Genomic DNA, 15,505 nt, shown 5'->3' on the forward strand with positions numbered 1-15,505 from the left:
ATGACGATCGCAAACACCGCCACCACCTATACCGCATCATTAATTGGCGCAGGTCTTCTTTTTGCCGCAACGGGATCAAGCCTGTCAGCAGATGAGGTTTATACCTTCACCTCAGGCCTTCCCCCGGTTGGCGATGGCAACATCTATCCACGTCATCTCAACCCCGCCCGCCAATCGCCCGGCGGCGGCGCATCACCCGGCACATTCGTCGGCAATGGGTCCGTTCTCTTCAAAAATATCAGCGGCAACCCCGCCTACTTCGACAGCAACAACCTCCTCACTCGTCCCTCAAACCTCATCAACGGCGACGCCTTCTGGACCGATCCCAAACTCGGTAACTTTAACTACAACGGCACCCCCTTCAGTCTCGCTGAGATGGGTTTTGAATTCTTCTTGCCAGGCGACGACTTCGGCTTCGACCTCGCCATGGCATCAGTAAGCAGTAATCTCGCCCCCGCCCTTAATTTTCAAGTGCAAGACCAGGACGGTTTCATTGCACAAGGCACGCTAAATTTCAGCGCAGATTTTTCTTTTGATAAACAAATCTTTGCCGAACAGGCCGGCACATTCCATTCGCTCAGCAGTCCCCGCCCTGCTTACGAAGCTCGCTTCCGAATCAGCCACGATCAACTGCTACAAATGGTCTATGATCAAAACGGCTTCGGCGATGAAGAACATGAAAACTTCGATCCGACGCGTGATCCTTTCTCCGGCGCTGCCATCCAGTTCTTCGACATCGACCTCCAAACAATCGCAAATAATGGTGGTACGACACAGTTCGCTATCGACAACTTCGTCTACGCAGGAGGCGTCGCCCCACCACCTCGTGCAGAGCCACAATACCTCCCACCCCTTGGCCCCTTTGGCGATAATACGCCAGTCTACGTCGTATTCGCATCACCTGAAGATCCCGACCCCGATGTTGATGGCGAAATTGCGCGTTTTGACCGTACCGAACTCGAAGGAGGCGAAACCGTTGTCGGCACCATGGTTCGTGATGCACTGGATGATCTCGGTGCCAGAGCGGTGACCACAGATACCTCTATCTACACCGATAGCGGTGAATTCGGCGGACCTGAGGATCAATCGTTGTACGCTCATGAGCGAGTCCATACAGACCATGGCCCACAGAATCCCCCTGATGAATACATCCTGATCGACCCTAGCGATCCACTCTATACTGCAGTCTATAACAAATTTAAAGCTACGAATGGTGAACTTACAACCGGCGATCTCGACACCCCGCAAATCGTCCAAACAACCACACGTCTTGGCACAAATCTAGATGACGCTGCTTTAAATATCACAAGACAAACAGCCGCCGAACAATTTGAGCTTAATGAGCCGACCCGCATGACAGTCGAAGAGTATGAACGACGTATTATGATCATGACGGCATTTAGCCAAGACAACGGCGGAAGTTCGCCTAGCCCGATTGGTGAATCTTTTGATCTGCAACCGTTGCTTGAACTCGTCGAAGCGATTGAACCCATGTTCTACCTCAACTATACCCCCGAAGAATACCTCGCACTCAAGGAATCCCTCGGCGAAGCACTCGTGGAAGGCGACAAAGGCTCCTTCGTCACACCTGTCTTCGGAAACAACGGCGAAATCATCACCTATGATGTGTCCACTTGGTATGCCACCACACAAAGCGGCTACTTCATCCCCATCGTCACCAACGTCCCTGAACCCACCTCAATCCTCGCCGCCACACCACTCGCCTACTTGGCAACCCGCCGCCGCAAACACAACTGATCTCGTACACAACACCATCACAACACACAAACCCGCGGCCACCACGCCGCAAGTTTTTTTACATCAAAAAAACATCCACCATCACCACCCACATGATGCATCAAACCTGACACCTCTGGTGCCAAGGCCATCTCCCTCGAACAACACAAGCAGCCATCTACGTCATCTCAACACTGCGCACAAAAAAACTCACCGGCCTAAACCAGTGAGCTTCTTTTAGTTCTTGCGAACACAATCCTTCGGCTAAGATCGCATTCTTAAAAATGGAGCCGGGGAGAATCGAACTCCCGTCCCGCTACAGTCACCATACCGCGTCTACATGCATAGTCGTTTCTTTGATCTCGGATCTCCAGCGATTAACGACAATCTATGGATCACCCAGTCACAGTGTTTTTTAACCTTCAAGCCCTGAAACGCAGCTATCCGGCGAGTCTACTAGTCTTTGCATCATGCTTCAGCCGCAGACACTCATCCGCATGATGGGCCACACATTAGGCAGCCATGCGTACTGGCGCGAAGCCAATACGACCAGCGATATTATCGTTGGCAATTAGTGTTTTTGCACGTGGTTTAACGAGGGGAATGTGCACCTCGACACGCAACGATATGACTTCCCTGTCCGGTCAATACCGATCGGCCCCATCTTGTCAAAGATCATTCGCAAAAAGCGAGTCACTAATTATAGCAAACACTTTTCACAACACCATCATACCATCTCTGCCTTATCACTATCGGCAAATACTGCCAGCAATTCCCTCACTTTGACACAAAGCCCACCACTTATATACACATACCCAACACCCATGTGACATTCATACCAACCAATGTCACGATCAACATTCCAATATCCCAACCCCATATACACATGCATAAAAATTGTTAAAATACAATTATCGGAGCGATCCGATTTAGTGCCTTTTCTTGCTGCATTTGTAAAGAAAATTGATCCACATAACCTTGGCCATGCCGTTAAAATAAAATCAAACAAAGAAGTTCCGCCATGAACAATCAACCCAATATTATTCTCTTTCTCACCGATGACCACGCCGCATGGGCCTCCGTACCCTACGGCAACTCAGAACTCATCACCCCCAACTTCGATCGACTCGCACAAAACGGCCTCCGCTTCTCCAATGTGAACACACCCTGCCCCGTTTGTTCGCCCGCGCGCGCATGCATCCTCACCGGCCAAACACCTTCACAAATCGGCATCCATGATTGGCTCTACGAAACCACACCCGAAATTGATAATCATCTCTGGCTAAAGGGTCACACCACGCTCCCTATGATCCTCCAGCAAGCAGGTTATCACACCATCCTTTCAGGCAAATGGCACCTCGGTCAATCTGATGACACACCTGCTAGTTTCGATCAATGCTTTGGCACAGGTCGCAACCAAGGCGCGCACCAAGAAACGCATACCTACTCACTCAATAACAAACCCACCACGCTCACCGGCTCCAAAACTGAAATCATTACCGACCACGCTCTGGACTTTCTCAAAGACCGCCCCAAAGACAAGCCCTTCTTCCTCAACATCGGTTACATCGGCACACATTCCCCCTATCACGAATCACATCATGACCCCAAATTCGTCGACCTCTACAAAGACGCAACCTTCTCCGACCTCCCCGAATACCACAAACACCCTTGGGCCAAAAACGAAGGCTTCCCCTACGACGAATCTGACACCGAACAAATCAATGCCCACCGCCGCGGTTACTACGCCTCCGTCTCAGAAATCGACCACCATCTCGGTCGCGTCATGGACTACCTCGAAGAAACAAACCAGCTCGACAACACCATCATCATCTACACCTCAGATCACGGCTGCACCCTTGGGCATCATGGCTTCTGGGGCAAAGGTAATTCCACCCGCCCACTCAACGTCTACGAAACCTCCATCAAAGTTCCGCTCTTTATTCAACATCCAGACCTCCCCAAGAACGAAACCTCAGACCGCCCCGTCGATCACTACGATACCTTCAACACCATCCTTGATTTCGCAAACACGCCACTCCCAACTAACACAAACTACCCCGGCATCTCATACGCCACAACATACAACCAACCACGCAAACAACCTCGCTTCGGCGAATACGGCGACCTTCGCTTCATTCAAACCGATCAGTACAAACTCATTATCCGATACAACCATAAACCAAATGAACTCTTCGACTTAATCACCGACCCTGATGAAACAAACAATCTCTTCAACGATCCACAACACGCAAACACCATCCAACAACTCCTCGCCCAACTCGAATCTTGGTACGAAGATTACCAAACCCCACAATACTCAGGACTAAACGTCCTCGATCAACCCATCCACAACGACTCCGAATCTTGGCGTGACGGCCTTCGTGAGAAGAACATACAACATGCCAAACGATAACCGAAACCGATCGGCTATCGCATCAACTCAATCCTGTATCTCAATCCTTTACAGGCGCCAAACGTAGTTCACTAAGCTTTACCGTCTTCCAGCCCTGCCGCTTCGGTTTTACCTCAACTTGGTAGCAACCAGCCTCATCAACGGTCACCTGCCCCAAGTGTACTTCGGCAAATGAACCTTTCGTATCAATTTCACTGAACGTACCTAACCTAGTTCCACAAACTTCCACCGAAAAAACGCCATCATCTTCCCCGCGATCGAGTGTTGCATACACATCAAACACACCTGGTTCTGTCACTTCCACCAACCAATAAGGATACGACAACCAAGACTTCCACTTTGACACCCAAGCTTTCTCGCCATCATGCTCGATCGTCAATTTCTCTCCTTTTGATTTTATTTTCTGCATTGCGGCCCAAACACCCAGCTTCAAATCTCGCCGCTGATTAACAATTGGCAAACGTTGATCCACATCCGGCTGCCCTTCGATCATCATTTTTAAAACCGTTACATGATCATCGCCTTCAATACCTTCAGTGTGAATCACCACATCATCATTCGCTTGCTCAAATGCAAGTGTAGTTCCACCATTCAATAGAACGATTCGCCGCACATGGTTTTTAAGCCCCGGCACAATTAAGCGGTCATGCTTATCCCAATCAGACACGTAAAAATACAACACCTGCTCACCACCATCCGTAACTTTTTGTGAGCATGCTCCCCAAGTAAGCCGAGCAAACGGCCCACGCTGCGTACTATAGACCGCATCCCCATTCGCCTTCATCCACGCGCCAATCTCTTTCAAGCTTGCAATATTCTCCTGCGGAATACGCCCTTTGGCATCCGGCCCAACATTCAACAGATAATTCCCGCCCTTCGAAACAATATCACATAAATTCTCGATCAGTTGTGTCGTTGACTTCCACTTATCATCATGAGCCTTGAAACCCCATGACCCATTCATCGTCATACATGTTTCCCAATCGATTTTCTGTGCTGATAAGGGAATGTATTGTTCAGGCGTTTTATAGTCCCCTGTATAACCACCACCAAGTCTATTGTTAGTAATGATACCCGGCTGCAAATCCAACAATGGTAGGAACGCTTCCGCACGTTGCTGATTCATTGTCCTTGGTGTATCCCACCAAAGCACCACCACATCACCATACTCAGTCAACAATTCTTTCAGCTGTGGAATCGCCTTCTCTTCCATGTATGTTTCAAAACTAACATTCTGCTCAACCAATGCGGGGTCCCAATGCGAAGGCATACGATTCGCAGGATACCCTCCTCCGGGATGATGCCAATCCATACAATGTGAGTAATAGAACCCAAGCTTCATGCCATGCTTGCGACAAGCATCCGCCAACTCACGGATCGGATCACGATCAAATGGTGTCGCATCTACAATGTTGTAATCGCTCACTTGCGAATGATACATCGCAAAACCATCATGGTGCTTCGTCGTAATCACCATGTATTTCATCCCTGCTTGTTTCGCGAGTAGAACCCATTTCTCCGCATCATACTCAGTCGGATTGAAATCCTTCAAGTACGCTTCATAATCCTTAACTGGAATCTTGTCGGCACACATGATCCATTCACTATATCCGCCCACACGTTTGCCGTTATGCGAACCGCCCGGCACAGCATATAAACCCCAGTGAATAAACATCCCGAACCTAGCTTCACGCCACCACCTCATTCGATCATTACGCATCTGCATCGTTTCGTTCTTCGTAAACACCTCTACATCATTGTCCATCGATGCGGCGCAGCCACTCAATAACGAAACCAACAACACAGTAATAATAGAAATTTGAATATCCATCTTGCTGCCAAACATCGCTTGCTCCATATACTTTGGACGCCAATACCTCCGACGTGTCCAAAATTCCTTGCTGAAGATATCATCGACCCATATAATCGGATCGCTCCGATCTGGTGTTTATTATGCACTATTAAGTAAAGTCATACAATGAAATATTACAAATTTTTGATACTCACTGTCATCTTATTCGCATTAATTCTTCTACCCGGCTGTCATCGCCAACTAGAAACAAACATACATCAACCTGGCGTCTATAAACACGAATTACCACAGGTAGGCCCTTCGAAAGAATACTTGGCCATGAAAGCGGAACGCAATGGAAATTTTCATGCTGCCAAGCAGTATTACCTCGCATGGTTATCATCAAAACCGAGTGATCACGATACGTGGTTTAGGTTCGCATGCTTACTTTCAAAAATGGACAATCACAAACTCGCAGCACTCGCAATTGATCGCGCTATAGACGCTGGATTCAAAGATCAAGAACGATTAGATCGCCAAGAAGAATTAGATCCTGTGCGCAATACATCAGAGTTCAAATCAGCATACAAAAAGATGCTGAAAATAATCTCCAAATCAGCAGTAGATAATACCGAACGACATTATATTTCAATGGAGAGCGTCGGAACTTACATCACGTTACTCCCACCTGACTACCATACCTCATCAAAAAATTATCCTGTTTGTCTTGTCCTACATGGCAGTGACTTAAATGAGGACCGCTATGCTCACGTTGTAGACAAATTAGTACGTGATGATGTCGTCTATGTAATTCCAAGAGCTCCGTTCGTTACACCCAACGCATTTAAATACAACCAGCCGGGATATTCAGGTTGGCCAACATATTCAATCCCCAAAGATCACCCCATACGGAATAACCGCGAACGCTTCCACATCGCATGGGTTATGAAATGCTTGGAGGACGCAAAAACCAAGTACCGCATCGCATCAAACCAGCAATACATCTTAGGACACAGCATGGGAGCTGCTTTTACATACATGATAGCAGCGACACACCCAAAGCAATTCCAAAGTATCCTATGCTATGCAGGTTACTACTTTGATGATTACCAAACACCAACAGTACTAGAAAAATTGAAGGCTCATAAAATCTCAATCTATCTTGTACATGGTGAAGATGATCACGTTGTACCCAAAGACTACGCGGAATCACTCTATAGCACGTTAATAGAGCACGGCATCAATGCATACCTTAACCTACAGCCATGCAAACACCGTATCGATGAACCCATTTATCACGTGATGCGGCAATGGATCAATCAAACCATATTAAACAAAGACCTCTCAGCATCACTAAAAGTTAAACGTTGAATGTGGCTCACACATCTTATCGCCGAAAGCTTCACAATACGATGGCACTTTCCCAATAACATCTAGCACGATCACACTGATACGATCATCCGGGCAATGCTCAGTCAACATCATTGATACAATTTTCTTATCAACCGAAACTTCGATCGGCTCACCCGTTTCAAGTACACTAGCCTTGACGGGTTCACATGAGAGGTCATCAATATCAATATTCTTATTCGGAACCCAATCATAGACATGACAATAAAGACGAGTATTGCCATCAGGTAGGTCACGCTTCACAATTCGACCCCATGCAGGATCCTTAAGTGACGTAGAAGATGTCCCATAGACCGCTTCGCCATTAACGATTAGCCATCCACCAATTTCTTTAAGACGACGAATCATTGCTGGACTAAACGAACCATCCGCATTAGGGCCGATGTTAAGCTGAAAATTACCTCCGCGTGAAGCATTATCAACCAGGCTCTTCAACAGTGTTTCTGACGATTTCCATGAATAATCAAGTTTGTGGCATGCCCACGCATTATTAAATGTCCCCGAGGTTTCCCAAGGCCGTGGTATCTGGGTATCTGGAAATTCATTATCACCCATTGAAAGATAATCCACGATTGAATCGCCCTTGGGATGACTCCATGTCGTACCGATCCGGCTATTTACCAAACAATGACCACTAGCATCCCGAACCGCCCCAATCAAATCGTCTAATCGCTTTTCTGTTAAGAACATCTCTGATTTATCATTCCAACTATCGAACCAAAAGAATTTAGGATCATAATTCTCTATAAGTTCGCGAACCTGCGGAATACACTTACCATACCAATACTCATCGTAGAGTTTTTGTGAAGGCTGCATCATTGGAGGATCGTTTGGGTTCTCCGCGCTTGGCCACGGTGGCAAACCACCACCCGGATGCTCCCAGTCAAGCCAGTGCGAGTAGTAAAATCCCATCTTGATCTCATGTTTGTCGCACGCTTCCTTCAATTCACCTAGAACATCACGTTTCATAGGGGTCGCGTCATATACGTTGTATTCCGAAACTTTGCTTGGCCAAAGCGCAAAACCATCATGATGCTTAGCTGTAATCAAAAAATATTTTGCACCAGCTTCCTTAAACTGCTTGATCCAATGGTTTGGATTAAACTTGTCTGGGTTAAATTGATCCAACAACGTATCGTATTCTTCTCTAGGGATACCGCCTGGTTCTGGCCAATTGTGCTGCATCCGAATCCATTCCGAATACCAGTTGCGCCCCATCTTCTTTCCCTTCCACACACCCGCAGGAATACTATACAATCCCCAGTGCATGAAAATACCAAACCGCGCATCAGTAAACCACTTCACATCTCGCATCAATACTCAAACCCTTTCTTATTCCGCTCGGCCTGCAGCTTGATTTATCCAAACAAGCTGCGCCCAATCGTTGCTAGTGTCATTTTTCTGTGCTGCACCTTCAGTACTACGACCGTTCAAAACGTACTGCGTAATTAGCTCAGTAAGCTTAGATTCAATTTCTGGATACTTGCCGTAAAGATTATTTGTTTCGCCCGGATCCGTCGCCATATTATATAGCTGTATCTCAGGTAGCCCGAGTTCGCGAGCCTGCTTATCTTTTGGTGCAGTCCAACCACCCGATCCCGGGCAAAAAATAAGCTTCCAATTTTTTGTCCGAATCGCAAAGTATCCAAAAACCGTATGATTGACGATTCCTTCACGCTTAGGATTCCAACGTTGACCAAGTAATACCTGCAAAAAACTCTCACTATCCTCGCCAGCATTATCCGGAAGCTTCTGGCCAACAAGCTCTGAGAATGTCGCCAGCATATCGGTCAAACCAATCATACTATCACTACTTGTCCCTGCTTTAATCTTCTCCGGCCAACGGACAAGCATTGGCACACGGTGGCCACCCTCCCAAATATCCGCCTTAGAACCTCTATATATGTAGCTTGGATGATGCCCTTTCTTTTCCATCTCAGGGAAATTTGCAGCATTTGAACAACCATTATCTGCACTAAATATCACAATGGTATTATCTCGAATTCCCTTACGATCAAGTGCATCGAGAACCTGCCCAACGGTATCATCCACCTCCAAACAGAAATCCCCATATTCATTCAGGCCACTTTTTCCTACAAAACGGCCATTAGGCGCAATCGGTGTGTGTGGTGCGGTTAATGGCATGTATAGAAAAAATGGCTTGTCATCCTTATACGATTCAATGTAATCAACCGTTCTGCGTGTCAAACGTGGCATGACGTCTTGTGCAACTAGATCTGGATCGGCAAACCCTGCACGTCCAAATGTATTAGCAGGGTCAGCACGCCAAGATTGATACTCTTTGGTAGGCATAACCTCGAAACGGTCTTGATTGATAAAAACATACGGCGGGAAATCTAAAGAAGCAGACATGCCGTAAAAGGTATCAAAGCCAACATCAGCCGGCCCACCATCCACCCTACCAGAGAAATCAACATCTTGTGGCTGAATTTTCCTATTGTTTGATTTAGAAACTGAACGCTGTAATTTAAAGTTCATGCCTAAGTGCCACTTACCGATCATCGCTGTGCGGTAACCGTTGTCACGCAACATAGAGGGCAGCGTCATACGATCTGATGGAATTAATGCACGTTGATAACCGTTCAAGACACGGCTCTTTAAAGTTGTTCGCCAACAGTATCGCCCAGTCATCAAACTATAACGGCTCGGTGTACATACTGATGAACTTGTATGTGCATCAGAAAAATACATCCCTTCATGAATGAGACGATCTATGTTTGGTGTTTGGATTTTAGAATGACTATTCAATCCACTAACATCACCATATCCCATATCGTCCGCAAATATGAAAACGATGTTTGGCTTCGTACTTGCGGACAATAATGATTGACTGCTGAGTAATGCACTGGTTGCAAGCGTTACTAATGTTTTTTTATGTCTCATATTCTCAATCCAACTAACCTATGTAAAAGATTTAATAACACTTACCATCCCATAAAACGAACATCTTCTAAAAGCTCACCCTCATTCAGATACTCCGCATCCAAAACTTGGATTATTTTCTTACCCGCAAGTTTCTTGATCGATATATCACCTCCTGCCTGCCGCGAGACAGGGTAGGATATATTGCCCAAGGTTTTTTTGCTCGAGCTGCTTAAAAGCAATATTTTCATATCTTTCTTTGAGTCTTCCCTGATGATTGATGAAGGATCACGATCAGTCATGGTCGAGCAGGCAATACTAACATTCTCTGCGTCAATAGATTGAATAAACTCAACGCCTTTCCTGTATATCATTCCACCACGTGTGCGGATATTGAGTTGAATCCCCTGCTTGGCTGCTTTGATAGCTACCTCATGGATTGCATTCTCTACACTGTCTTTCTTGTTCTTCTTCGCAGCGATAATGATGGCATGATCCGCACCTAACTGTTTCATTTTCTTAAAAGCCTGATCGAAAAATGCCATACTCCATTCATACTGGTGGGATTGCTGCTTTAGGAGTGTAATGTTCTTATAGTTATTAATCATACTGCTGAAATCAACCGTTACGCCAATACCGCGCGATTGTAACCATTCAGCATCCTTAGCAATCTTTATATCTGAACATGCTGCCAGATATCGAGCATCGATGTTCACCCCGCCAAAGTATGTGAAGAACTTCGGCACGCTCATGATTGCCTCAGGCAAATCATCGATATCACCACGCAATGTCAAATAATGATACGTATTCTTAGGTTGTACTTGCACATGATGATTATATTCTTCACCAATTGCATCACCACGGAAGTTAGCTGCTTCTGCGCCTTCCCATACAACTCGAATATCGTGATAAACATCATCCCATTGATCATAGAACATGTTCAGCACGTTAATAAGCCCAAGCTTCGCTTCTTCGGATCGAGTTGAATCAATATATTGAAAATCATTCGTCGTGCATACTCTGATACTTTTTCTTTTCAAAAGCGATTTGAGTGAAGTATCCACATTCTCAAGTACAATATCTTTTGCACCGTCCAAGATCGACATTTTTGCAACTACAGCAATCAAATCTGGTGTTTTATTCACATCTCTTGCATCTACAAAAAAACGAAGGCGATCTCGATTAAATATTTTCGCTTCACGTACAAGCCAATCGGCATCAGTATTCAGAAGCATTTGTCCCGTAATTTTCACTCCTTCAAAATAGCGTTTATACGCTGGCCAACGAATCAACTGATGGCGAAGTGTATTTAGGCTCTTGACGGCAATAAATCGATCGCGCGCATTTCTTGCGGGCTTCATTTCAGGCAAAACCCGAACATTGCCTTTTTTCACTTTGACTGAAAAAATACGCACATCATTCCCCATGATGTGGTCATCACTAGCGCTTTGCTTTGAAAGCTTATCCTGATACCCCCTTGGAAAGAAACTTGGATCCTGCTTCAAATATTGATCAGATAACGATAATTCCTTTATAGATTCAATCTCTCCGATATGTGAAGTAATTGTAAACGGCTGACTTTCTAATGTGTCATTAAAGATGCTCACAAGGTACTCTTGATCCTCACGGTGATTGACAATGTACCCTAAATTATCTCCAACAGAGAATAATTTTTGAGCAGAGAGCTTCTGATCAAGAATCGATTTCATCACATTTGATAAGCGATAGCTATATTTCAGAATTGCTGGATTTTTCATCCATGCTACAGCCTTCTCATCGCCCTTACGCACCGCCTTCTTACTCGGTGGCCATTCCATTGGGAACGCCTTATCATTCATGCCATATGCAGACATGACGCACGTGATCGATCCTTTCCCACTTGGTATCTCATATGCAACTGGAACATCATTCACCGCGGCGATTACCCGTGCATCGTTTGGCATACTCTTTGCCATCAAGACACTATATTCAAGCGTTTCTTTTTCGTTCCCGCCTTCAGAATAGTGAATGCGATCACCTTTTCGAATTAATGTAGTTTCATTTTCTATACCCCATTCAGGATATAATTTCGATGCATTCGCCGCAGTCATTACAAGCTGACCACCTTGTGATAAATAATCGTCAAGCTTCCAACGAACGGTTTCAAGATCATGATTAAGTTCAGTGCCAAGTATCACAAGGCCGTAACGGTTAAGTACTTCCTGCCTGACATCATGTGTCAGCGCATCTGTGATATCGCCATATGGCGTATCCGTCAGCATATACCGTTTATCTTTGTGAAGTGGTAGATTGAAGTGGTTGGGATATACCACATTAAATAGGTTCAGCAGCAAAAAATCACCTTGCTCATAAGGCAAACAATTCCAAACGCTCAGGCGTTGTCTCTCCTTACCCGGGACACGCCAACCAGCCATATAATCTGTCATGAAAGCAACAGGTGTTTGCATCGGGCCTGGCGATCCGTATGTTTTCACAAACTTATCAAAGTGATTGAACATTTCTCCATTAGGTGAGAGCTGACTATCTTCCCCCTTTGCGGTCCATTTCAATGCCCCAATCTCATAGTCAAAGAACATACTATTCCATGCATACATAGAGTACGTCATTCGGCGAAGCATACCGATACCGCTGCCGTTCAACGGATGCAAGTTATACAATTGACGCCGCTCTCGATTGCCTTTGATGCGCAAGGGATAAGTATTATCTTTAGTTGGTTCTACTGGCAATCCAGCAGCACGAATCTTACCTTTAAGCTCTTCTTCAAACTTCTCACTCTTCCAAACATTATTGCCAGACAACCCACCTTGCCATAGCAAACCGTACTGCTTCCCCATACCACGGAAGAAGGCGTAGTGTATCCTAGGATTCGTATTACCACGGTAAAATGTCTGTGCCCCACCCAAAGTTGTTGCCGCATCATTGCACGCATATGGCCACAAGGATTCATTATGGTGCGACATCACGCGGTTACCTACATTAATGCTGTACCATTGATAATGATCCATAAAATCAACCATGTTTCCCTCTCGTGTTCGCGAGAACGGGAAAACATGCGGGGCTGACAAGTTTAAATATGATGCATCAGACTCACCAAACTGCATCCCGAAATACCGCTCTCCCCAAATGTCATACATTGCACGGCTAATATCAGCGTATGAATCTTCAACATCAACACGCTCATTGTAGTTCTGTACATCTAACCCCTTAACACGGTATATCTTGAAGCCCGCTAGTCGAATAAAGTACCCTGCCCGTTTCGCGGCTTCCATCTCTTTACGGTACTTTAGAACATCATCCTTACTCTTAAAGTGTTTTTCCTCAATGCGCATGATACGACCAGCAAAAATATCATTCTTGAAATTCGTATACGATGACGCAGATTTAATACGCATCTGATGATCAAAGAGATCCCACGTCGCAGGCGGTGTTTCACGTCGATAGAATTCTTCATAATCTTCAGGCTGATGTAGATAGGGATAGATCGTCGGTGCCGCAGTTAATTGCACTGCAGAAGACCACATTAAAACACCAAACAAGAATGATAGAAACAGCCGCTTCTTCAAGCTCATACTGCTAGATTTTGCAACAACACCCATGCCAATGACTCCTGCTTTCCACAACGGGTAAAACCCAAATTTGAACATAACAAGATTGTTTCAATATGCTATATTAACATTTTTCGGAGCGCTCAGAAAGCTGACTTTCTAGCTATTTGAGATATTTTTCAAACGATGCCACACAGCACGTAACATGCCTTCCAACACCATTTGAATCCGGTTATCATCACACCTGACGGCCCTATTAGCAGTACAGAGGAAACATTATGCCATCAACCAGAAACCGGCCAAATCTCATCTATGTTTTTTGTGACCAGCTACGTGCACAATCACTCGGCTTCATGGAGCAGGATATTGTTCACACCCCCAATATCGACCGCTTCTCACAGGAATCGCTCACGCTCACACATGCTGTCTCAAATTATCCTGTCTGCAGCCCTCACCGCGCGATGTTTATGTCCGGCAAGTACCCCTTATCAAACGGTGTAATCTTAAATTGCCACAGCGGCACAAGTGATCTGGGTATCTACCTCAAAACCGAAGAGCGATGCTGGTCTGACGTGCTTCACGATAAAGGATACTCGCTGGGTTATATCGGCAAGTGGCATCTAGAAACACCTCATAAGCCATTCGCAGATACACAGGAACTTGCAGTAGGCGAAGATCCATTCTGGAATGAGTGGACGCCACCAGAGCGTAGACACGGGTTCGATTACTGGCATGCATACAATACTTCCGGTGCTCATATGACACCTGAGTATTGGACGACAAGTGGTTCACGTGATGAAATCACACGCATCAAACAATGGTCACCCGAGTATGAAGTCGGAAAAGCAATTGACTACCTAAACAATACTGATGGTTCTTATCGCAATCCAGATCAGCCATTTGCTCTTGTATGGTCTATTAATCCACCTCATGGCTACTACAAAGAGTATCCTCAAAAATACCGTGAATTCTATGAAAAATATAGTACAGAAGAACTTTGCAATCGCCCCAGTATCCCGCCTGCTGATGAGGAACGCGGGCAACTATACCGTGAATATATCCGTGATTATCTATCTATGATTACTGGCGTAGATGAGCAATTTGGCAAGCTTCTTCAGGCAATAGACGAACTAAATCTATCCGATGATACGATCGTCGTATTTACATCAGATCACGGTGATTGCTTGGGCATTCATGGTCATTACGATAATAAAAACAATCATTTCGAAGAAGCAATGCATGTCCCATTTATAATTCGTTATCCAGATGTCTTAGAAGCAAGACAGGATGATTTGTTGCTTTCCTCGCCTGACATCTATCCAACCCTGATTGATCTCATGGGATATAAAAACAGAATTCCCTCACAAGTTGAAGGACAATCTCTTGCTGATGCGATGAAAGACTGCAACGCGGAACGGCCGACATCTCAATTCTATATTCGTGTGCCCTATCCCGGTGATCCGCGATATGGAAAACGTGGCGTACGAACGCATCGCTATAAATTGATGATCGATCAAACGAAGGACAAATCACCACGACGAGTCGAGCTTTATGATCTTCAAGAAGATCCATACGAGATGAGTAATATCGCCTGGCTACGCCCAAATCTAATCAAGCAACTGGTAAAAGATGAACTTACTCCATGGCTAAAACACACAAAAGATCCATGGCAAGTACCTGAGTACGATCCATTCACTGAAATGTAGATATAAAAAGCCCTTG

The 15,505-nt window shown here is 45.4% G+C and carries 9 protein-coding genes and 1 other RNA gene; 4 read left to right on the forward strand and 6 right to left on the reverse strand.

Translation table 11 applies throughout. The features are described from left to right. Window positions 1-1,758: a hypothetical protein gene (locus tag ACQ6WK_RS09495; protein ID WP_432797147.1), complete on the forward strand. Its 1,758-nt coding sequence runs from the start codon at window positions 1-3 to the stop codon at window positions 1,756-1,758. A gap of 261 nt (window positions 1,759-2,019) precedes the next feature. Here the strand turns inward: ACQ6WK_RS09495 and ssrA are convergent. Then, window positions 2,020-2,399: a transfer-messenger RNA gene (gene ssrA, locus ACQ6WK_RS09500) on the reverse strand. A gap of 65 nt (window positions 2,400-2,464) precedes the next feature. Then, on the reverse strand, window positions 2,465-2,770 hold the full coding sequence (locus ACQ6WK_RS09505; protein ID WP_432797148.1) for a hypothetical protein: 306 nt from the start codon (window positions 2,768-2,770) through the stop codon (window positions 2,465-2,467). Between ACQ6WK_RS09505 and ACQ6WK_RS09510 the strand changes: the two genes are divergently transcribed. Further along, window positions 2,759-4,153, forward strand: a complete 1,395-nt coding sequence (locus ACQ6WK_RS09510; protein ID WP_432797149.1) for a sulfatase family protein — start codon at window positions 2,759-2,761, stop codon at window positions 4,151-4,153. The genes ACQ6WK_RS09505 and ACQ6WK_RS09510 overlap by 12 nt on opposite strands. A 40-nt stretch (window positions 4,154-4,193) precedes the next feature. Here the strand turns inward: ACQ6WK_RS09510 and ACQ6WK_RS09515 are convergent, their stop codons facing one another. Continuing rightward, window positions 4,194-5,999 carry an alpha-L-fucosidase gene (locus ACQ6WK_RS09515; protein WP_432797150.1) on the reverse strand — a complete coding sequence of 602 codons (1,806 nt, stop codon included), beginning with the start codon at window positions 5,997-5,999 and terminating at the stop codon, window positions 4,194-4,196. A 132-nt stretch (window positions 6,000-6,131) separates the two neighbouring features. Here ACQ6WK_RS09515 and ACQ6WK_RS09520 point away from each other — a divergent pair, with 132 nt between their 5' ends. Continuing rightward, on the forward strand, window positions 6,132-7,316 hold the full coding sequence (locus tag ACQ6WK_RS09520) for an alpha/beta hydrolase-fold protein (protein ID WP_432797151.1): 1,185 nt from the start codon (window positions 6,132-6,134) through the stop codon (window positions 7,314-7,316). Here ACQ6WK_RS09520 and ACQ6WK_RS09525 read toward each other — a convergent pair. The 3 genes from ACQ6WK_RS09525 to ACQ6WK_RS09535 are packed head-to-tail and all read right to left on the reverse strand — an operon-like array spanning window position 7,299 to window position 13,834. After that, on the reverse strand, window positions 7,299-8,669 hold the full coding sequence (locus ACQ6WK_RS09525) for an alpha-L-fucosidase (protein ID WP_432797152.1): 1,371 nt from the start codon (window positions 8,667-8,669) through the stop codon (window positions 7,299-7,301). The two genes, ACQ6WK_RS09520 and ACQ6WK_RS09525, sit on opposite strands and share 18 nt — an antisense overlap. An 18-nt stretch (window positions 8,670-8,687) precedes the next feature. Beyond that, window positions 8,688-10,259, reverse strand: a complete 1,572-nt coding sequence (locus ACQ6WK_RS09530) for a sulfatase family protein (RefSeq protein WP_432797153.1) — start codon at window positions 10,257-10,259, stop codon at window positions 8,688-8,690. A 41-nt stretch (window positions 10,260-10,300) separates the two neighbouring features. Next, a complete protein-coding gene (locus tag ACQ6WK_RS09535; protein WP_432797154.1) occupies window positions 10,301-13,834 on the reverse strand; it encodes a hypothetical protein in 3,534 nt (1,177 codons plus the stop codon). Window positions 13,835-14,061: 227 nt separating this feature from the next. Between ACQ6WK_RS09535 and ACQ6WK_RS09540 the strand changes: the two genes are divergently transcribed. Then, window positions 14,062-15,489 (forward strand): sulfatase family protein, encoded by a 1,428-nt coding sequence (locus tag ACQ6WK_RS09540; protein WP_432797155.1) that lies wholly within the window; start codon window positions 14,062-14,064, stop codon window positions 15,487-15,489. The last annotated feature ends 16 nt before the right edge of the window (window positions 15,490-15,505 follow it).

The sequence above is a fragment of the Poriferisphaera sp. WC338 genome, from assembly GCF_050931845.1.
Classification (GTDB): domain Bacteria; phylum Planctomycetota; class Phycisphaerae; order Phycisphaerales; family Phycisphaeraceae; genus Poriferisphaera.